This window comes from Nostoc sp. LEGE 12454 (genome assembly GCF_056620565.1).
In genome coordinates this window covers 258,960-277,072 of sequence record NZ_JBWQXL010000005.1, presented here as the reverse complement: position 1 = coordinate 277,072, position 18,113 = coordinate 258,960, and the positions used below count along the sequence as shown (strand labels likewise).

Below are 18,113 nucleotides of genomic sequence, written 5' to 3'. Positions count from 1 at the left end.
ATTAGTTTTAAAAGTTAGGAATGCATAGTCAGTTTCTCTCTTAAACTAACTGAGATATGTTATGTCAAAATCGCTCCACCCATCAATCGCTCATATCGATACTTCAACTCTTCTTTCATTAAATACCAACGCTCTAAAGTAACATCCATTTCTATTATTTTCTCTGCTGCTTGCCGCGCTAAAAGTAAAACTTCCTCATCATCAACCAAACTCGCTAAGGTAAAATCTGGCACTCCAGATTGACGAGTTCCCAGTACTTGCCCTGGCCCACGAAAACGCATATCCATTTCAGAGATGAAAAAACCATCCTGAGATTGTTCCAACACCTTCAATCGTTGTTGAGCATCAGGACTTCTGGAACTGCTCATCAACAGACAAAAAGACTGAGCCGCGCCACGACCAACACGCCCCCGCAGTTGGTGCAGTTGCGATAAGCCAAATCGCTCTGCATTTTCAATGAGCATCACCGTAGCATTAGGTACATCTACACCAACCTCAACAACGGTGGTAGAAACCAAAATTTGCGTTTGGTTATCACGGAATTTGGTAATCGCTTCATCCTTGTCGGCTGAACTCATGCGACCGTGCAGCAGCCCTACTTGAAAGTCGGGAAAAACGCTTTCTTGTAACTTTTGATGCTCCTCCACAGCCGATCGCAGATCCAATTTTTCTGATTCTTCCACTAATGGCAAAACTACATAAACTTGTCTACCTTGGACAATTTCTCGCCGGATCAGGTCGTAAGCATGGTTGCGTTGCTGACCTGACAATACTGTTGTCTGAATCTTTTGTCGTCCTGGCGGTAACTCATCAATTTGGCTCACGTCCAAATCCCCGTGTATCGTCAGTGCTAAGGTTCGGGGAATTGGCGTAGCTGTCATAGTTAACACATGAGGTTGATTGCCTTTTTGCTGCAAACGTGCCCGTTGTTCTACCCCAAAGCGATGCTGTTCATCTATCACCACTAACCCTAATTGCTGAAAGTTTACAGGGTCTTGAATCAAGGCATGGGTTCCCACTAACAGAGGTAATTCACCAGTTCCTAACTGAGAATGTATTTGTCTTCGTTTAGCAGCTTTAGTCGAACCTGTCAGTAATTCCACTGGTAAATGCAAGAGGTTAAACCAGCTAACTAACTTGCGATAATGTTGTTCTGCCAAAACTTCTGTGGGAGCCATCAGCGCCGCTTGGTAGCCAGATTGAATTGCTGCAAGGATAGCCAGCACGGCGACGACTGTTTTACCAGAACCAACATCACCTTGCACCAAACGATTCATCGGCACAGGTTTTTGTAAGTCGTTGAGAATGTCGTTGAGAACTCGTTGCTGTGCGCCAGTGAGTTGAAAAGGCAGTATTTCGTGAAATTTCTCTACAAGTTGACCCCGTGGGACAAGGATGGCGCTAGTTTGAATCGCTCTTGCTTGCTGTTGACGTTGCAGTAACCCAAGTTGTAGGTAGAAAAATTCATCAAAAACTAGGCGACGACGGGCAACTTGTAGGGCGGCGCTATCGCTGGGAAAATGAATATTAGCGATCGCATCTTTTAATTCCATCAAACCATATTTCTGCCGCAAACCACTTGGCAAAGGGTCTTTCAGACTAGCCGCAGCAGGCAAAGCAGCAATTACCGCCTGTCGCACTGTATTCGCCACCACGCCTTCAGTTAGTCCATAAATTGGTACTACCCGCCCAATATTTAGCGATTCAATCGTATCTCCTGGACTTGCCAAAACCTCTAGTTCTGGATTATCCAGTGTCAAGCCGTATTTACTTTCTTTCACCAATCCACAGGCCGCCAGAATGCTACCTACTGGATAACGGCGTTTTAAACTTTCTTGCCAAGCGCGACTGCTAAAGCGCGTACCTGCGTAAAAACGGCCAATTTTGATTTGACCGCTGTTATCTTTTACTACCAATTCTAAAATTGATAATTTCTGATTTTTAGGGCTAGAAAAGCAGTTGCAACGCTTCACTGTAGCCACTATTGTCACCGTCTCACCCGCCTGTAACTCGCGGATATTCACCTGACGCGCATAATCAATATGGTCACGAGGATAGTAGAAAAGCAAGTCGCGGACGGTATGTAAACCAAGCCGCGCCAAATTATCAGCTTTTTTAAAACCTATTTCTGGTAAATCACTGAGTTTTTGCTCAATTTTAGGTGCAAGTCTCCGACTCCCCTCAGAGATGATTTTGGATTTTGGATTTTGGATTTTGGATTGATAAGTTTTCCCTTGCTCCCCTGCTCCCCTGCTCCCCTGCTTCCCCTGCTCCCCCTGCTCCTCTTGCTGTAGTTGGGAAAGATACCTACGAGTCTCTGCTACTAAATGCTGCCTTTCTTCCAGTGCTAGATGTGGATAACTAGCAAATTGCACCGCTAATCCTTGCCAACGGCGGCGTTCAGTATGGGGTAAGCCTGCTGGGAATTTGCCCAAAGTTAGGCTCAGAAATTCACTGAAACGGTATTCTCTACCCATCAAGTCTGTAAAGCCACGTTCAGCTTCTATTGCCAAGGCTTTGTGCAATCGTATCCAATCTGGTTTTTCATTAGTCATTGGTCATTGGTCATTGGTCATTAGTCATTGGTCATTGGTCATTGGTCATTTGACTCTCGACAAATGACTAATCCTCAAACCAACTAGCGCGCCATGCAGCTTCAGCTTCAGCGATCGCCTTTTCTTTATATCTCTTTTTATACTCTCGTCCTAGTTTGTTTAGCTGAACTAAAATACTGCGGATTCGCTTGCGCTCAGAGGAAAGTGTCACATCAGCAAATTCAATTTCTCCTAGCCGCAGGTTAATAGCCATAATTTTAGTCAGTCCAGAATCTTCTGACTGTTGCTCATTTTCAATTTCAATTACTAAGTTTAATAAATTGGGTGGCCCTGGCATGACCTCAGCAGATGCTTCTGATGCTGCCGCCGCTGCTGCTAAAATCGGTTCTGGTAATTTTTTCGGCAATACTCCAGCTTTTTGTAACAAAAGATTAGCATCATGCGAAAGTTTTTTCAGTATATCTTGCGCTGCCTCTTCTAATTTCTGTTGCCATTTTGCCAGTTCTGTAGGATCGGAGGTGTTGGCAGTCAGATACTGAGAATTAGAAGTGAAAAATAGTGAAGATGAAGAGGATGTTACTTCCTCATCCACCTCATCCACCTCATCCACCTCATCCACCTCATCCACCTCATCCACCTCATCTTCTTCATCCACCTCATCTTCCTGTGATTCTTCACTTTTAAGATAAATGAGCAATTGTTCAGCTGCCAGTTGACCCAACTTACGAATAGCTTGTTGCAATTGTTGGCGTTGATTCAATGACAAATGCAGAAAGTTTTCGGGATATCCTTGAGTGCAGAGGTGGTAACTTGCGAGAATCAACTGTTTGCGTACAGCTAGTCCCAAGGTATTTAGATAACTAGCATAAGCGCTTTGTAGTTCGATTGCGATCGCCCGGATCGCTTCTTGGAGTCTTGCAATATCCTGCTCAATTCGCTCGATTGCTCTTGCCATATTTTTTCGCTCTTGCCCATCTGAACCATTACATAGTACAAATGTACAAATTTATTTTAGGATAACTTTCCAGAGAATTTTAGATTTTAAATTAAATGCGATATTTTATGTCTTTACTAAATAAAATACAGGTCAGGCTATTTGCTTGACCTGTCCTTTAAGCAGTTAGGAATTAAGAATTATAAGTTATGAATTATGAAGCTAACTTCCTATTAACTCCTAACTCCTAACTCCTAACTCCTAACTAATATTACTTAGTGCCCATTTGTGCAGCGACTTCATCAGCAAAGCTGATTTCTTGCTTTTCAATGCCTTCGCCCAGTATATAACGGACAAAGCGAGTCACTTGAATCTCTTCGCCTAATTGTGCCTTCACTTGCTTTATCAAGTCTTCTACGGAAATACTCTGATCGCGAATGTAAGGCTGATCGAGCAAAGTCAATTCTTTCAGGCGTTTTTCAATCCGTCCCTGAACAATCTTTTCTTTGATGTTTTCAGGCTTGTTCGCCAAATCATCCTTGCCCATTTCAATGTCTTTTTCCTTTTGGGCAATTTCGGCGGGGATTTGGTCTACGCTCACATACTCGACATTGGGACAAGCCGCAACTTGCATTGCAGTGTTCCGTGCCAAGGTTTGGAACTCTGAATTAGCAGCCACTGACTCAGTTTGGGAACCCAGTTCTACTAATACACCAACTCGACCGCCAGTGTGAATGTAGCTGTCTACTACGCCTTGTGTGCCTTCTGCTATTGCAAAATTAACAAAGCGGCGCACTTGGATATTTTCACCAAGAGTGGCAATAGTTTGCTTGATGGATTCTTCTACAGTCGCACTTTCATTCTCAATATAGGGTTGAGCCAGCAAAGACTCAACACTATCAGCTGTCGCTGCTTGCTTTGCTAGATTCTTAACTAAAGCTTTAAAAGCCTCGTTACGAGCAACAAAGTCGGTTTGGCAGTTGACTTCTATGAGTACACCCACCCGACCTCCGGGCTGAATGTAAGTGTCTACTAGACCTTCTGCCGCAATGCGATCGCTTTTTGCCCCCGCCTTAGAGATGCCCTTTTTCCGTAGCCAGTCCGCGGCTTCTTCTACGTTGCCATCAGTCTCTATCAGCGCCTTTTTGCAGTCCATCATGCCAGCACCAGTTTTTTGGCGTAGCTCTTGGACGAGTTTTGCAGATATTTCCGCCATGTTCCCTCAATTTCTAACTTGACCTCGAGTTGTAATCACTCACCTAATTTAGTACTGAGTACTGAGTTTTGTTAGCGTTAGCGGGGCGTTTAGCCCGTGCTGAGTTTTGAGTGTTCAGTTATCAATTTTATTCTTCATTGACAAATCACAACTTACAACTTCAAAAATCAAGACTCAGCACTATTCAATTTGCTGAGTCTTTCTATCTTACTCAGGACTTAGCACTCTTCACTCAGCACTATTCTTCTGTTTCCTCGTCGGGAATTACGGCATCAGTATATTCGGTTTCTTCGTAGTCATCGTCATACTCACTACCGTCGTAATCTTCGTAATCATCTTCAGCATCCAGCTGACCGTGACGACCTTCATAAATGGCATCTGCCAATTTTCCGACTATCAGCTTAATCGATCTGATAGCATCGTCGTTCGCGGGGATGGGGATATCTACTACATCGGGGTCACAGTTTGTATCCAACATGGACACAATGGGAATATTCAGCTTTTGGCATTCTTGAACTGCGTTATATTCCCGGCGTTGGTCTACGATTACCACGATATCGGGCACTTTCCGCATTGTTTTAATGCCGCCTAAGTATTTCTGAAGCTTCGTCATTTCCCGACGTAGCATTGATGCTTCTTTTTTCGGCAATAAATCTAGTGCGCCAGTTTCTTCACGGCGTTCTAAATCTTTCAGACGGTCAACCCGTGTTTTGATGGTTGCCCAGTTGGTCAACATTCCACCCAACCAGCGTTGGTTAATGTAGTGGGAACCACAACGGCTAGCTTCTTGGGCAATAATTCCAGCTGCTTGACGCTTGGTGCCGACGAAAAGAAATTTCTTTCCTTGTTCTGCGTGCGATCGCATGTAGTTGTAAGCATTATCCATCAACTGGGCAGTTTGCACCAAGTCGATAATATGCACGCCATTGCGGGAAGTATAAATGTAAGGAGACATTTTTGGGTTCCAACGCCGGGTCTGATGCCCAAAGTGAACCCCTGACTCCATCATTTGAGCCAATGAAACTACTGGCATATATTTTTCAACTCCAATTCGGGTTAAACCTCCATCCAAGTGTATTTCCCAATCGGGAAACACCCGAATTCTTAGATGTGCGAGATTAGTTAACCATACTAGGTTAGCATATTCTGAAGAGTTGTAGTTGCTTGACCGAGTGAGGTCAATAAAATAGTGCTGCCTACTCAACAATCGGGCAGCACTTAATAATGAAAATCTTGCTTTTTTAAAGGTCTACTCGCGGTCTTCTCGATCTTGGGGTTTGGGTTTTTGTCGCCGTTGTTCGATCTGATCGTCGATGGTTTCTCTCATTTTGCGATCGGCAGCGTCCATCGCAGAATACTTAAAGCGGTTGATTATGCCACTGAACAAGTTGCCAAAGAATCTTTCAATTTCTTGCATAATTTTATACCTCAGTATGTAAAGGTAAATTCTTGACTTTACATTGGTCTTGGAATTTCTAGTGGAAGTAGGAAATAAAATGCTGACCTGTTCTTCAAGTATCTGTTAGTCTCTTAGCGTCTCTCAGTGCTTAGGCGGTTTATTTATCCTTTGATTCAGTTTTGCTTGTGAATGACTATATAAAACAGTCTCATCAATTAAATCAGTATTGTTGAGACTTTCTGGGTTGAAACGCTATAGACATTATTTATTGTATTCTGTCTAAGGTAATAAATGTAGCAAAGACACAGGTAACAAATTGTTTACTTGGCATTGGGCTGAGATATAACCAAAAACCTGCAAGGTGATCTGGAAAGGCTTGATTTTCTGTTGTGAAAAATTCAGATATAGCAAGTTTTCAAACCCAGAGAGGATAAAGTTTTTCAGACCATCTTGCCGAAAACTACACATAAGGTTTTATGTATGGTCTAAAATACTACTCATTTCTTGCTGATAACGCTTGGGAGTTGTGCGTAGCATTCGTTGAAACACAGATGTCATGTGACTCTGGTTGCCAAATCCTGCTTCTGCGGCTACCTGTGCAAGCGATCGCTTTTGGTTTTGTAACAGTTGTTGGGCTAGTTCCAGCCGACACCGGAGGACATATTGATAAGGTGATAATCCAGTTGTTACCTTAAATGCTCGTGCGAAATGATAGGGGCTTAATCCTACCGTGGCAGCAATTTGGTTTAGGTTAAGTTCTTGGGATAGATGCGCTCTGATGTATTCCAAGGCAGACTTTAACAAATTTGGGTCTAAAAACTCTGGTGAACGTTTGAGCCGTCCAGATAGGTTTGAACGTCGGTAAATGATTTGTGCCAACACCGCCGTTGCAACTGATTCTAAGTAAAATGCACCACCAGTTTGTCCATTATTAAAAAACTCTTGCATAGCGATCGCAGCGCTCAAACCCCAATGAGTCTTAGGAATTTGCCCTGGCTGTAATTCAATTGTCTGTCCCTCTGCTTCCACTTTGACTATGCGTTCTAGAAAAGATTGGGAATATCCAAACACCACAAAACAAGAAGCATCTTCCACCGAAGTATAAGTACTGCCTTGAGGCACAATATCAAAACCTCCTGGTAGCGCTTGGTAAGGTTGCAGTCGATCGGCATTGAAGGCAGCAATCCCACGAGTTTCCCCAAAACTTGTTACCACAAGGTTAAGTGGTGAGAGAATATTGACTTCTAAATGTCCTGGCGGAATGATTGCTACCATCAACTCTGGTGTTTCTAGCCAGTGTCCCCACTGCGGTAGAGTTTCTAGCGGAGGCCGATCGAGGGGAATTTTCCGTTCTGGAGGATTGAACAAAAACTCTTTTAGCAGATTCATGGGCAGAGGCAATTAATTGCAATGTAAATGCTCAACCTTATTGTCTCAAAAAGCAGATTTCGATATTCCGCAAGAATTGAAAAGACAGTAACAATTGCAGGCAAGTATTTTCAAAGTTAAGATTTTGATTCGAGTGATTGTCAATGCCTATTTTGATTCCTATTTCAACCTTCTTTATCGGCTGTCATGGGCTACTTGCTCTGGGCTTGTCCTATCGAGTCGCAATAGAACGCACCCGTACTCGGATTTGGCATGGTGCATCTCTATCTGAGGTCGCCTCACAGCCCAATTACTTAGATGAACCGAATGTTTGGGCAGAGTTTGTGGAAAAAATGACACCACAGGCTACTGTCACAAAAAACATAGAAGATGGGGTATTGCAGCGTACTATCCGAGCGCATGGTAGCTTTACAGAATACGTACCCCTTAGCCTCATGTTCCTAATTGCCCTAGAGTGGATGCAGGCTGGAAAGGGACTGTTGTGGATGCTAGGTACTCTATTGACACTAGCTCGGATTGCTCATGCCTGGGGATTAATACAGACTTATGGGCCATCACCGGGCAGGGCGATCGGTTTTTTCGGTACTTGGCTAGTTTATATTGTCGGCAGTCTGGCTTGTCTTTACTACAGCGTGCGGCAATTTTTATAGTCCAGCGACGACACTAACTCAACAATTCTAATGCTTAAAGCAATTGATACCGACCTTTGGGTTGCTGAACAACCGCTAAAATATTTTGGCTTAGAAGTAGGGACGAGGATGACTGTGATTCGTCTGAGCAGTGGTAAATTAATGGCGATCTCGCCTATTGTCATGGATGACGCAACTATCAATGAGCTAAATCAATTGGGAGAAGTGATTTACATTGTCATCCCCAACTTGTACCATCATCTATTTGTTGCTGACTTCAAGCTGTGCTACCCTCACGCCAAACTATGGGCAGTGTCTGGTCTAGAGCGCAAACGACCAGATTTGCAAATCGACCAGATTATTAGCGATCGCAACATTCACCTAATTGACGGGGTTGAGTATTTATTAATACAAGGATTTAACACATTGGATACTAGCGGATGTTCACCGCTCAATGAATGCGTCTTTTTTCATGCCAAAAGCCGAACTTTGATAGTCACTGATACAGTTTTCCATTTTGACGATCAATGTTCACCAAGCACAAGGTTAATAGCCAAACTTCTAGGTGGTTATAACCAACTTCGTCCGTCGTTATTGGAGAAATTTGCAACTCAGGATAAAGTCAAAGTTAAATGGTCAATTCAACAACTTCTCACTTGGGATTTTGAACGAGTAATCATGGCGCATGGCAGCATGATTGAACAAAATGGTAAGCCTCAGTTTAAAGCAGGTTATGAGTGGTTTTTAGAAATCTCTTTGTAGCTAATACTTAACCCATAAGTAATTATGCACGATAAAATTCATGCATAATTACACCCTGTGTGTTACTGAATAGTATCTGGATCTACATTGAGCGATCGCAACCTCGCCTTTAACTGTTCTATCTGCAATTCTGCCTGTTCTGCTCGTTGGCGTTCTTGTTCTGCTCGTTGACGTTCTTGTTCTGTTCGTTGGCGTTCCTGTTCTGTTCGTTGGCGTTCCTGTTCTACTAGTTCTTCTGCCTGCTGTCTTGCTAAAACTTCCTGTCGTAAAGCCTCTACTAGTTCACCAGGGATCAGTAATTTTTCCCCTGTATCCTCTCGATAAAACCCAATTAGCCTTCCCTCAACTACTAAGCGCAGTTGTAACGGTTCACTGCGTCCATCTTGTATCGGTTCGTAGATTTCTCCCCGCAGGCGATAGCCACGTAACTGTTGTTCTACCCACTCGCCTTTAGGGTCAAATAGCCAGTATTCCTTGACGCCTAGCTGCTCATAAAGGGTCTTTTTGAAGATTTCGTCTTGTCCCTTAGTACCAAAGGATGTCATTTCAAAAATAATTGTTGGTACTTGACCCTCTTCCCAGATTTTATAGTTGTCCCGACCGCCAGGTGCAACATCAAAAATTACCATCACATCTGGAGCTACCCGCAATTTCGGAAAGCCTTGTGCATAGTAAAGAAATTGATTTGCCAAGACTGTTGCCTGACGATTTGTCAGATACTGTTTCAGGACTTCTAAGGTAGTTAGTAAAGCATAAAGGTGGTCGTAAGTTTCTGCCACTGGTTGACCATCAGCACTGGGGTAGAATATTTCTGATTCGACACTAACAGGTACAGTAGCTGTCATGGTTATAAAATCAGTGCTACGAGATTATTGTAGAACAACTCTAGTTCTTCCTAACTTGAGATGTGCAAGCTTTTTAAAATATAACTAGATAATTCACAAAAACCTTCCCCTTCGGCAGCGTTAGTAATGTAAGCAGGCTGATATTTCAATTGATTCACATATTCCAGCACGTTAGCCACGCCTACAGAAATAGGAAAATAACGCCGATCGAATAAACTTTCATCATTGGGGCTATCGCCCACAGTGACAATTTGTTCTGATGAATACTGGGGCAAATATTCGCGCAATACTTGCAACAATCCCACAGCTTTATCTTGCCCTTGAGGTTTAATGTGACACTGCACATTGCTATAGGTAAATCCCCAACCCATTTGTTGACAAAGATTATCTAGGGTTTGTAGTTCGTCTTGATGCAAACCAGCTACATCAAAAGTCCAGTCGGTGATGCGAAAGCGATTATCAGCAGATTCTTGGATTTGGGGAAATTTAGTTTGTAAGTTCTCAAAAGTCGTAGCCAAGTGCTGGCGATGTTGAGCTAAATCGGGAATGGGTGTTAAAACTACTGCTTTCTGATTTCCAGGTGGAAAGTACAAACCGCCATTTTCTGCCATCCCACCTGCTACTGGCATCAAACTACTCAATCCACTTACCCACCCAGCAGAACGTCCGGTGACAATTAGCACTTTAATGTCAGCTGCGGCTAAATCCTCTAAAGCTTGTAGCAGTGCTGGAGTAAATTTTCCTCGTCTAGTCAGGGTGCCATCCATATCTGTGGCTATCAGACGAATATTGCTAAAGCTTGTAGATGAAACCTCAGATAGGGGAGCGAGGCTCAAATCTTTGGACATATACGGTTTGTAAAAGCCTGTAAAAAATATTAATCATACAGCAAGATGACCTTGAAGATTTGGGCATCCTAAACATCAGGAGTCAAGTTTTTCAGTTTCCCACCATGTCCACTTCAATGTTTCTTGCCCAATCCTCTGGGAAAAAGGCTACTAAAAAGGCATCCCAGGAAGTGCCAGCAAGTAATCCTCAAATACCACCATTATTGTTGGTAACTTCTGGAGGACTGGCTTTAGTGGTGATTGCTTTGATTGTGTATATTAAACTCCAGAAGGATAAGCTGGAGAAAAAACTTAAGTTTGAACAATTCCGCGCACGAGAACTAGAGAAAAAGTTTAAGCTGGCGCTGGAAACAATTCGCAAAATGGAAACTAATCCCGATTTGGTGAACTCACGGGACTTTAACCTGGATTATCTGCGGATGCGGATGTCAGAGGAGGTGTTTCACTTTGCAATTCTTAATCAAATAAAGATTCAGATCAAAGAAAAAATTTCTCAAGCCCTGCGTCCAAGTCAAGCTCAACAAGGATCGGTTGGAATTGCTAATAGCGCTGGACGGCAAGTAGATGAAATTTTTGATGTCGAGTATGAGACTGGTAGTCCAGGGAATTCTGCTAAACGGGTGCTGTTTCGGATTCAAATCAAGTTAATGAAGTTACCGACGCAAGCAACTTCTGCGACTATTAGTCAAATTATTGATTGTATAGAAACTTACCTAAGCCCGATAGAAGACGAAGATAGTTGGCAACCAATAATTCAAGGTCGGATTGCTACCATGCATTGGGATCAAAAGGCTAAACCTACGCCTTTACTAGTGCTAGAACAATCGAATGAAGGCGTGAATGTAACTTTTCGTACTACTCGCCAACCAAATACTCCAACTCCACCAAAGCCATCTGGAATTAAAAAATCAGGCTCGGCTAGACAATAAATTATGGTTGTCATTAGTCATTAGTCATTGGTCATTAGTCACTTGTACAGAGTTTCGACTGCGCTCAACTACCGCGTAGTCGTTGGCGTGGTAACAGAGCGTAGTCGTACCACTTCGTGGAAGCAAGCGTCTCGTAGAGAAGTGCATCCTCTCCAAGAGTTGTATTGGTCATTCACAAAGGACAAATGACTAATGACTAAAAATCATGACTGAATAACTGTATTGGGTGAATTACGGGTTAAAAGACCATCTTCCATTTCGACGATGCGATCGGCTATGTCTAAAATACGGTTGTCGTGTGTCACTAATAAGATAGTAGTTCCCTGATTTTTGGCTAGACTCTGCATTATTTCCACGACATCGCGTCCTGATTGTTTATCTAATGCTGCTGTTGGTTCGTCTGCTAGTACCAAGGGGGGACGATTCACCAAGGCGCGGGCGATCGCAATTCTTTGTTTTTGTCCACCAGAAAGATTGTCTGGGTAGTAATCAACTCGTTCTTCTAGACCGACAGATGCCAGCATAGCTTTTGATTTAGCCACTGCTTCTGTTTGAGAAATATTATCGTTCAATTCCACTGCCATTTGCACATTTTGCTTGGCTGTCAAGAATCCTAGCAAATTGTGAGCTTGAAAAATATAACCAATGTTGCGTCGCATCTGCACTAATTTGTTTTGACTGACGCCAATAAGTTCTTCACCTAAAAATTTTAAACTTCCTTCTTGTACAGACCGTAAACCACCAATTAAGCTCAGTAATGTTGTTTTACCTGAACCTGATGGCCCGGTCATAATCACAATCTCACCTGGATAAATGTTTAGGTTGATATCAAATAATATCTGTTTTCTTAGTGCGCCTTTGCCATAGAAGTGATTGAGATTTTTAATGGCGATTACAGGTTCTTTTTCCATGATATTTTTGTTAGTTATAAATTAGTAGTTCCAACATTTAACTGTAGTGACTGTCAAAAATTAAATTTGGTTAGTTTTTATCATAAGTCAAACTTATTGTTTGCATTTTTTAATTAATATTGTATTAATTAAAAGATATCTGCTGGATCGGCAGAGCGTAATTTTCTAACTGCGATCGCACCAGAAATAATACACATTAGCATAGTCAAAATCAATACCATTGCCGCTCGTTCAAAACTCATAAAAACTGGTAACAATGTTGCATTTCTGGCGCTGTCATACATAAATAATGCAAAAACTATTCCAGGAAAATAGCCTAAAACTGCTAACAATAAAGCTTCTTGAAGAATGACCGTTAATAAATAGTTTTGTGTGTAACCTATCGCCTTGAGGGTAGCGTACTCAGCTAAGTGGTCTGCAACTTCTGTATAAAGAATTTGATACACAATCACAGTCCCCACAATGAAACCCATGACAGTCCCTAATGTGAAAATAAAGCCAATAGCTGTACTATTCGCCCAGTAACTCCGCTCAAAATCAATAAATTCTTGTTTAGTTAAAACATTTACTTCATTAGGTAAATACTTTCGTAATTGTTGGGCAACAACATTAGCATCTGCTCCCGGCTTTAATCTAATTAACCCAATATCAATTAATCCTTTTTGACGATTGCTGAATATTCTGAAAAAGTTGAGATCGCTTGTAATTAAATTACCATCTGCACCAAATGATGCACCTAATGTAAAGAGTCCTCCTACTTTAATTCGCCGCCTTCGTACTTCTGCCGTTACAGGCTTTCCTTGGTCATAATTAGCAGCGATCGGCCCATACTCTACCCTAGAAGAACGGTCAAATAGAACTACATCAGGTAGTTTAAGTTTATCTAAATTTTCCTGAACTCCAGGTAAGTTAACTAGGTTAGTTTCTGGGTTAATTCCAAAAATTAAGATACTCCGAGGACGCCCTGTTACAGGATTTTTCCAGATTGTAAAATCCAAGTATATCGGATGTACTGATTGAACTGCGGGTAATTCTAAGGCTTTATATAATCGTCGCTGAGAAAAGCTTCTCATCGCCAATATAGCGTTAGATTGACTATTAATTAAAACAATATCACCTTGCAAACTGTTATGGAATCTAACGTTACTATAATACAGAGCATCCCGAAAGCCGAGTTGCATAAACATTAAAATATCGGCAAAAGCAATTCCTGCTAATGCCACAGCTAGGCGAGTTTTTTCCCTTGTCAGTTGTAGCCATGACAGAGGTATTTTTTGATTCATTTTATAGGCATCTCAGCAAGTTTAGCAGTTTTAGATTTTCAACCCATTATGGTGACACCCGTACCGGATTGATAGAATGTTTAAAATTGATTAAACAGACTATTAAATAATATTTTGAGTCCAAAATATCAAATTGTGAATTAGAATTAATGCTCACCTACAACTTAATTAATTATTAATATCAACAAGAACTTTGGCGTAAGTTAAACCAGAAACTTTTTGGCTATCTTCTGGAGATAGAGCAATTTTCACTTCTACTACTCTGGCATCCACATCTGCGGCTGGATCTGTATTCAGCACATCTTTTTTACCAATTTTTCTGCCAATTTCAGTGACAATTCCCTTTAATTCACCGTTAAATGCGCCGTTATCACTGGTGATAGTAGCATTTTGACCAAGACGCACTTTACCAATGCTGTCTTCGGCGACTTCAGCAATTACAAACATTTGGTTGGTTTGGCCAATTTCAGCAATGCCATTTGCGCCGATCGCTTCACCCGATTTGGTATAAACCTTTAAAATTTCTCCAGCGATTGGTGCTTGAACGTAGCTCAATCTTAGTTCTGCTTCGGCTTTTCTGACATTTGCGATCGCATTACTAACTTGGGCTTGTGCTACTTGCACATCGGTAGGACTAACATCTAAAATTCTGCTTAGTTTGGCCTTTTCTTCATCGATTTGTCTTTGCAAAGTTGCTACAGTTTTATCGCGGTTAACTTTAGCTTCGATTAACTGCTGTTGCAAAGTTGCTGAATTTTGTATTTGGTTGGCTCTAGCCTCAGCAAGTTGCTGTCGCAAGGTTGCCAATGTCTGCTTTAGGGTAGCTTGGCTTTCAGCCACCTGCTGATTAGCAGTTATTGCACTCAAGCGTCTTCTATCTCGCTCTTGCTGAGAAATAGCACCTTCTTTGTATAAATAATCATAGCGTCCGGCATCGACTTGAGCATTGCGCTGTTCGGCTTGAATACGTGCAACCGTTGCTCTGAGAGCATCTCTTTGTCCACTGAGTTCAGCTTCTAGGCGATTCACTGTTGCTTGTTGGACAAGTTTATCACCACTTAACTGAGCTGCAACCCGCGCGATCGTTGCTTGCCCTGCATTCCTTTCGCCAATTAACTGCGCTTGTAGACGAGCAATAACTGCTCTTTGAGCTTGAATATCTCTTGGAGAGCCAGCCCTGACTTGCGCTAAATTCGCACGGGCTTCTTGGACTTTCGCTTTTGCCTCTTGTAGTCCGGCTACTTGGGTATCGCGGTTGTCCAAAATTGCCACAATTTGACCTTGCTTTACGCGTTCACCCTCTTTCACCAAAAGTTGCTGAATTCGTGACGATGGCGCTAATCCTGATGATGGGGCGGACAATTTAACAACTTCGCCTCGCGGTTCCAAACGCCCTACAGCACTAATGCTATTGGTAGATGGCATTACAGGTGCGGATGTAGTTAGTTTTCTTAACTGCTCGATTTTAGCCGTACCTAGTATGCCAGCGGCGATTACTACTGGCACGGCTACAGCGATACCCCACCAAATCTTAGGTTGTTCATGATTTAGTGTCTGTTCACTTGGTTTCGGCTTTTCAGTCACCCTTGACATAGTATGTTGCCCATTTACCTGAATTGTGCTGATGGAAGTAAAAATAAAAAGGTTTTTAATCAACAGCCAGCTGTTAGGACAAACAACAGTGGTTTCAAGCTGGGTATGGCTTAAAAATCCATTGTGTGATGAACGTTCAACACTATGGCTTTACAAAATGGTGTTTTCTATAGCTGCTCATTATGTATGCAATACACTTTGACCTCTCTCCAAACCTCTCTCCTAAAAGGAGAGAGGCTTTGAGGCTTACTGGTTCACCTTGCAGCAATAAAAGTTTTTCTGCTTCCCTCTCCTGTTAGGAGAGGGTTAGGGTGGGGGAGTTTCGGTCTGTATTGAAACTGAGAAACGCTATAGTAGCTGACTATTCAATAACTCTGAGTATTATTGAGACATGAGTGCAATGGGAGTTAGCAGAATTCACAAGCAGTATGAATCTAGATATAGAGACGCGATATATTGCGTCTCTATAAAAAATTCTAAATTGGTATGATGCGGTACTTTACTGCTACATTCACTACAGCTATAGTTAGTCACAAAATTGAAAAGAAACATCAAAAATAGACTGTTGCCTTTGTTGGACACAATCTTGCTACAAAAGTTAGTCTTCCTTAAGTCAATCAACGATTAACTAACTAAAAAATGTCTGTCAATTTAAACATTCCTAACATCAGAGTTTCCTTAACTTTCTGGTCAATGAGTTAGCTGTCTCTAGCTAGTTGTTTGCACCTACCAAGACAACAAACCATTTTGTGATATTTGCTTCAAAGACCTTACTATTCTCCCTGTTGCTGTTTTGGAACTCCATAAAACTCTCGTTGAATGAATTCTACATTTATCTGTTAGCTGAAAACGTAGCAGAGCCTACAGATGGGGGAGATGAGGATGATGGAGGAGATGATTAAGTTGGGAGGTCGAATAAAACTGTGGTCATGTAATTTTCTGCCCAAGCTGGCCCAAAGGCTTTTTCAAGTACGCGGCGGGTTTTATCGTTTTGCTGCTGTTTGGTGCAGTAGTTGTGTTGTCCGGCAAGATTTTGGGTGACTTGTTCAACTGAAACAGGATGTGAGGCGATCGCTTGGATGCAATGAATATCTAAAAATTCTCGCACCCGCGACAGAAACATTGTTTCTTCCTCTGGGGAACTGGGGCGCACAAAGATACAAAAATCCGAAAAAATGTTTCCCCATTCTGGTAATTCACGGGGTTGGGAAAAGTTAAGCACTGTTAGCTGTGTCAGTGCAGAAGTATAAGATTCTGGTAAGGTGCGCTCTACTTGGATAGGAGAAAGGTCTGCGATCGCAGCACTAATTTGACCTCTACCCCCAACTAAATCACAACCAAACATCGGCAGGTTGTATTCTGGACGGGGAAACATGACGCAGTGCAAAATATCCAGCATATTGCCGATTTTTGCCAGTTCCAGGTGCATTTTCCGAAACTGGGGCGTTTGATAGCAACGGTTTTCAATCGTCAGTTTTTCGCCTTCTAATCTACCTTCCACATACCCCAACTCATTAGGCAAATGGTAAGGGGATAAATCCAGGTGCTGATGCCAAGCTGCCTCAATACAATCAGCTAGCTGACGAATTAGGGGGTGTTGTTGCTCGCGCAGCGAGGGCATAGAAGTAAATGACATATTCTAGTTGGGAATGCGATCTAGTGGCCAGTCTACAACTTGTCGTGCCATACCTGTTGTGGTCTGCAATATAAGCAAACACTTACACCCAGCCAACGTAAATTTATAAGACAGATACTTTTCACAAGTATTATTTATTTTGTAGTCTAGGTTACAGAAATAATTTTAGATTAGCCCATTTGTGAAGGTTAATAGAAAGCTATGAAACTAGATTCTCATAGACCGGATTTTGCTGTACATACAAGAAAGCACAATAATCTGGAAGGCTTACAGAGGTTCAGAGCTTCTACTTGGGTAAACCTTTTGCAACTTCCCAACCCCTTTAGTTTTGACGAAGCACTTTTATTGTGTCCGGTTTCAGCAGATGAGTGGCTAGCCTGGATTCCAGATCATGGCGAGGCAATACTCAATATCAGGCAATTTAGTTATTAGTTATGGGTCATTTGTCATTTGTCATTTGTCATTGGTTAATAACTTTAGACAAATGACTATTGCTGCCAGAAATCAGTGACATCGTATCCCAATTCACTTAACATCTGCCGCAGCAGGGGTAAACTGAGTCCAATTACATTGCTGTGGCAGCCTTCAATTTTTTCCACGAAGAAACTTCCAAAACCTTCAATGGCAAAAGCACCAGCACACTTGAGCGGTTCACCGGTGGCAACATAAGCTTTAATTGCCTTCTCGCTCATTTGAGCAAAGTAAACTCTTGTAACTTGTGACTTGACTAAAGTACGCTTTTGCTGATTATCAATTAAGGCATGACCTGTGTACAAGTCGCCAAAGTTACCTTGCATTATCTGCCAACGTGCGATCGCTTCAGAGAAGTCTGCTGGTTTGCCGTAAATTTCACCATTGATGGACAAAACTGAATCACAACCGATAATCAAAGCTGATTCAAACTGTGGGGCTACAGTTTCCGCTTTATACTGGGCAAGAGTTTTGACCAATTCTGCTGGTTCCCTTAGTTCAATTTGCGACTCATCAAAGTCACTAGGTCGAACTATCGGTTCAATACCAACAGTTTGCAGCAAGCGGCGTCGGGCTGGAGAAGCTGAAGCAAGTACAAAAGGTGGAATTTTCATGATCTGACCAACTTGGTAATTGGGGATGGGGTACTGGGCGTTGGGCATTGCTTATTTCCCTTGTTCCCCTTTTCCCGCAGTCTTTTTTTAATTTTTAAT

17 protein-coding genes are annotated in these 18,113 nt (G+C 42.2%); 4 read left to right on the top strand and 13 right to left on the bottom strand.

Annotation, left to right across the window (positions count from 1 at the left end):
- Positions 1–59 precede the first annotated feature (59 nt).
- The 6 genes from recG to AC1F2U_RS07980 all read right to left on the bottom strand — a co-directional run bounded on the left by recG (position 60) and on the right by AC1F2U_RS07980 (position 7,493).
- Positions 60–2,555, bottom strand: a complete 2,496-nt coding sequence (gene recG, locus AC1F2U_RS08005) for an ATP-dependent DNA helicase RecG (protein WP_480260617.1) — start codon at positions 2,553–2,555, stop codon at positions 60–62.
- Between the two features lie 67 nt (positions 2,556–2,622).
- The gene (locus AC1F2U_RS08000) at positions 2,623–3,510 is read right to left on the bottom strand and encodes a hypothetical protein (RefSeq protein WP_480260616.1); all 888 of its coding nucleotides are present in this window, start codon (positions 3,508–3,510) and stop codon (positions 2,623–2,625) included.
- Between the two features lie 250 nt (positions 3,511–3,760).
- Positions 3,761–4,705 carry a translation elongation factor Ts gene (gene tsf, locus AC1F2U_RS07995; protein ID WP_480260615.1) on the bottom strand — a complete coding sequence of 315 codons (945 nt, stop codon included), beginning with the start codon at positions 4,703–4,705 and terminating at the stop codon, positions 3,761–3,763.
- Between the two features lie 238 nt (positions 4,706–4,943).
- Complete coding sequence (rpsB, locus tag AC1F2U_RS07990) at positions 4,944–5,738, bottom strand: 30S ribosomal protein S2 (RefSeq protein ID WP_012411819.1); 795 nt, start codon at positions 5,736–5,738, stop codon at positions 4,944–4,946.
- Positions 5,739–5,954: 216 nt separating this feature from the next.
- Positions 5,955–6,122, bottom strand: a complete 168-nt coding sequence (locus tag AC1F2U_RS07985) for a hypothetical protein (RefSeq protein WP_180277428.1) — start codon at positions 6,120–6,122, stop codon at positions 5,955–5,957.
- A 456-nt stretch (positions 6,123–6,578) separates the two neighbouring features.
- Positions 6,579–7,493 (bottom strand): helix-turn-helix domain-containing protein, encoded by a 915-nt coding sequence (locus AC1F2U_RS07980; RefSeq protein ID WP_480260614.1) that lies wholly within the window; start codon positions 7,491–7,493, stop codon positions 6,579–6,581.
- A gap of 143 nt (positions 7,494–7,636) precedes the next feature.
- On the opposite strand from AC1F2U_RS07980, the gene AC1F2U_RS07975 reads away from it, so the two are divergent.
- Both AC1F2U_RS07975 and AC1F2U_RS07970 read left to right on the top strand, forming a co-directional pair.
- Positions 7,637–8,143 carry an MAPEG family protein gene (locus AC1F2U_RS07975; protein WP_480260613.1) on the top strand — a complete coding sequence of 169 codons (507 nt, stop codon included), beginning with the start codon at positions 7,637–7,639 and terminating at the stop codon, positions 8,141–8,143.
- Between the two features lie 30 nt (positions 8,144–8,173).
- Positions 8,174–8,884, top strand: coding sequence for a DUF4336 domain-containing protein (locus AC1F2U_RS07970; RefSeq protein ID WP_480260612.1), 711 nt, complete (start codon positions 8,174–8,176; stop codon positions 8,882–8,884).
- Between the two features lie 62 nt (positions 8,885–8,946).
- Here the strand turns inward: AC1F2U_RS07970 and AC1F2U_RS07965 are convergent, their stop codons facing one another.
- Both AC1F2U_RS07965 and AC1F2U_RS07960 read right to left on the bottom strand, forming a co-directional pair.
- Positions 8,947–9,729: a Uma2 family endonuclease gene (locus AC1F2U_RS07965; protein WP_480260611.1), complete on the bottom strand. Its 783-nt coding sequence runs from the start codon at positions 9,727–9,729 to the stop codon at positions 8,947–8,949.
- 50 nt (positions 9,730–9,779) lie between these two features.
- A complete protein-coding gene (locus tag AC1F2U_RS07960) occupies positions 9,780–10,577 on the bottom strand; it encodes an HAD family hydrolase (RefSeq protein ID WP_480260610.1) in 798 nt (265 codons plus the stop codon).
- Between the two features lie 104 nt (positions 10,578–10,681).
- On the opposite strand from AC1F2U_RS07960, the gene AC1F2U_RS07955 reads away from it, so the two are divergent.
- Positions 10,682–11,506, top strand: coding sequence for a hypothetical protein (locus AC1F2U_RS07955; protein WP_480260609.1), 825 nt, complete (start codon positions 10,682–10,684; stop codon positions 11,504–11,506).
- 203 nt (positions 11,507–11,709) lie between these two features.
- Here the strand turns inward: AC1F2U_RS07955 and AC1F2U_RS07950 are convergent, their stop codons facing one another.
- From AC1F2U_RS07950 to AC1F2U_RS07935, 4 genes are all read right to left on the bottom strand, one after another.
- Entirely contained in the window at positions 11,710–12,417 is a 708-nt protein-coding gene (locus AC1F2U_RS07950) for a DevA family ABC transporter ATP-binding protein (RefSeq protein WP_480260608.1), read from the bottom strand.
- Positions 12,418–12,545: 128 nt separating this feature from the next.
- Positions 12,546–13,700, bottom strand: coding sequence for an ABC transporter permease DevC (gene devC, locus AC1F2U_RS07945; RefSeq protein WP_480260607.1), 1,155 nt, complete (start codon positions 13,698–13,700; stop codon positions 12,546–12,548).
- Positions 13,701–13,868: 168 nt separating this feature from the next.
- Positions 13,869–15,293: an HlyD family secretion protein gene (locus AC1F2U_RS07940; protein WP_480260606.1), complete on the bottom strand. Its 1,425-nt coding sequence runs from the start codon at positions 15,291–15,293 to the stop codon at positions 13,869–13,871.
- Positions 15,294–16,191: 898 nt separating this feature from the next.
- On the bottom strand, positions 16,192–16,929 hold the full coding sequence (locus AC1F2U_RS07935) for a phycocyanobilin:ferredoxin oxidoreductase (RefSeq protein WP_104905050.1): 738 nt from the start codon (positions 16,927–16,929) through the stop codon (positions 16,192–16,194).
- Between the two features lie 201 nt (positions 16,930–17,130).
- On the opposite strand from AC1F2U_RS07935, the gene AC1F2U_RS07930 reads away from it, so the two are divergent.
- Positions 17,131–17,361 carry a hypothetical protein gene (locus AC1F2U_RS07930; RefSeq protein WP_480260605.1) on the top strand — a complete coding sequence of 77 codons (231 nt, stop codon included), beginning with the start codon at positions 17,131–17,133 and terminating at the stop codon, positions 17,359–17,361.
- 56 nt (positions 17,362–17,417) lie between these two features.
- On the opposite strand, the gene AC1F2U_RS07925 is transcribed toward AC1F2U_RS07930, so the two are convergent.
- Positions 17,418–18,014, bottom strand: coding sequence for a Maf family protein (locus AC1F2U_RS07925; protein WP_480260639.1), 597 nt, complete (start codon positions 18,012–18,014; stop codon positions 17,418–17,420).
- Positions 18,015–18,113: the final 99 nt, after the last annotated feature.

Bases quoted from the DNA above. Each gene is read 5' to 3' on its own strand.
- devC (WP_480260607.1), bottom strand. From the start codon at position 13,700: ATGAATCAAAAAATACCTCTGTCATGGCTACAACTGACAAGGGAAAAA.
- AC1F2U_RS07975 (WP_480260613.1), top strand. From the start codon at position 7,637: ATGCCTATTTTGATTCCTATTTCAACCTTCTTTATCGGCTGTCATGGG.
- AC1F2U_RS07965 (WP_480260611.1), bottom strand. From the start codon at position 9,729: ATGACAGCTACTGTACCTGTTAGTGTCGAATCAGAAATATTCTACCCC.
- AC1F2U_RS07955 (WP_480260609.1), top strand. From the start codon at position 10,682: ATGTCCACTTCAATGTTTCTTGCCCAATCCTCTGGGAAAAAGGCTACT.
- tsf (WP_480260615.1), bottom strand. From the start codon at position 4,705: ATGGCGGAAATATCTGCAAAACTCGTCCAAGAGCTACGCCAAAAAACT.
- recG (WP_480260617.1), bottom strand. From the start codon at position 2,555: ATGACTAATGAAAAACCAGATTGGATACGATTGCACAAAGCCTTGGCA.
- AC1F2U_RS07935 (WP_104905050.1), bottom strand. From the start codon at position 16,929: ATGTCATTTACTTCTATGCCCTCGCTGCGCGAGCAACAACACCCCCTA.
- AC1F2U_RS07950 (WP_480260608.1), bottom strand. From the start codon at position 12,417: ATGGAAAAAGAACCTGTAATCGCCATTAAAAATCTCAATCACTTCTAT.
- AC1F2U_RS07960 (WP_480260610.1), bottom strand. From the start codon at position 10,577: ATGTCCAAAGATTTGAGCCTCGCTCCCCTATCTGAGGTTTCATCTACA.
- AC1F2U_RS07980 (WP_480260614.1), bottom strand. From the start codon at position 7,493: ATGAATCTGCTAAAAGAGTTTTTGTTCAATCCTCCAGAACGGAAAATT.
- AC1F2U_RS07985 (WP_180277428.1), bottom strand. From the start codon at position 6,122: ATGCAAGAAATTGAAAGATTCTTTGGCAACTTGTTCAGTGGCATAATC.
- AC1F2U_RS07940 (WP_480260606.1), bottom strand. From the start codon at position 15,293: ATGTCAAGGGTGACTGAAAAGCCGAAACCAAGTGAACAGACACTAAAT.
- rpsB (WP_012411819.1), bottom strand. From the start codon at position 5,738: ATGCCAGTAGTTTCATTGGCTCAAATGATGGAGTCAGGGGTTCACTTT.
- AC1F2U_RS07925 (WP_480260639.1), bottom strand. From the start codon at position 18,014: ATGAAAATTCCACCTTTTGTACTTGCTTCAGCTTCTCCAGCCCGACGC.
- AC1F2U_RS08000 (WP_480260616.1), bottom strand. From the start codon at position 3,510: ATGGCAAGAGCAATCGAGCGAATTGAGCAGGATATTGCAAGACTCCAA.
- AC1F2U_RS07970 (WP_480260612.1), top strand. From the start codon at position 8,174: ATGCTTAAAGCAATTGATACCGACCTTTGGGTTGCTGAACAACCGCTA.
- AC1F2U_RS07930 (WP_480260605.1), top strand. From the start codon at position 17,131: ATGAAACTAGATTCTCATAGACCGGATTTTGCTGTACATACAAGAAAG.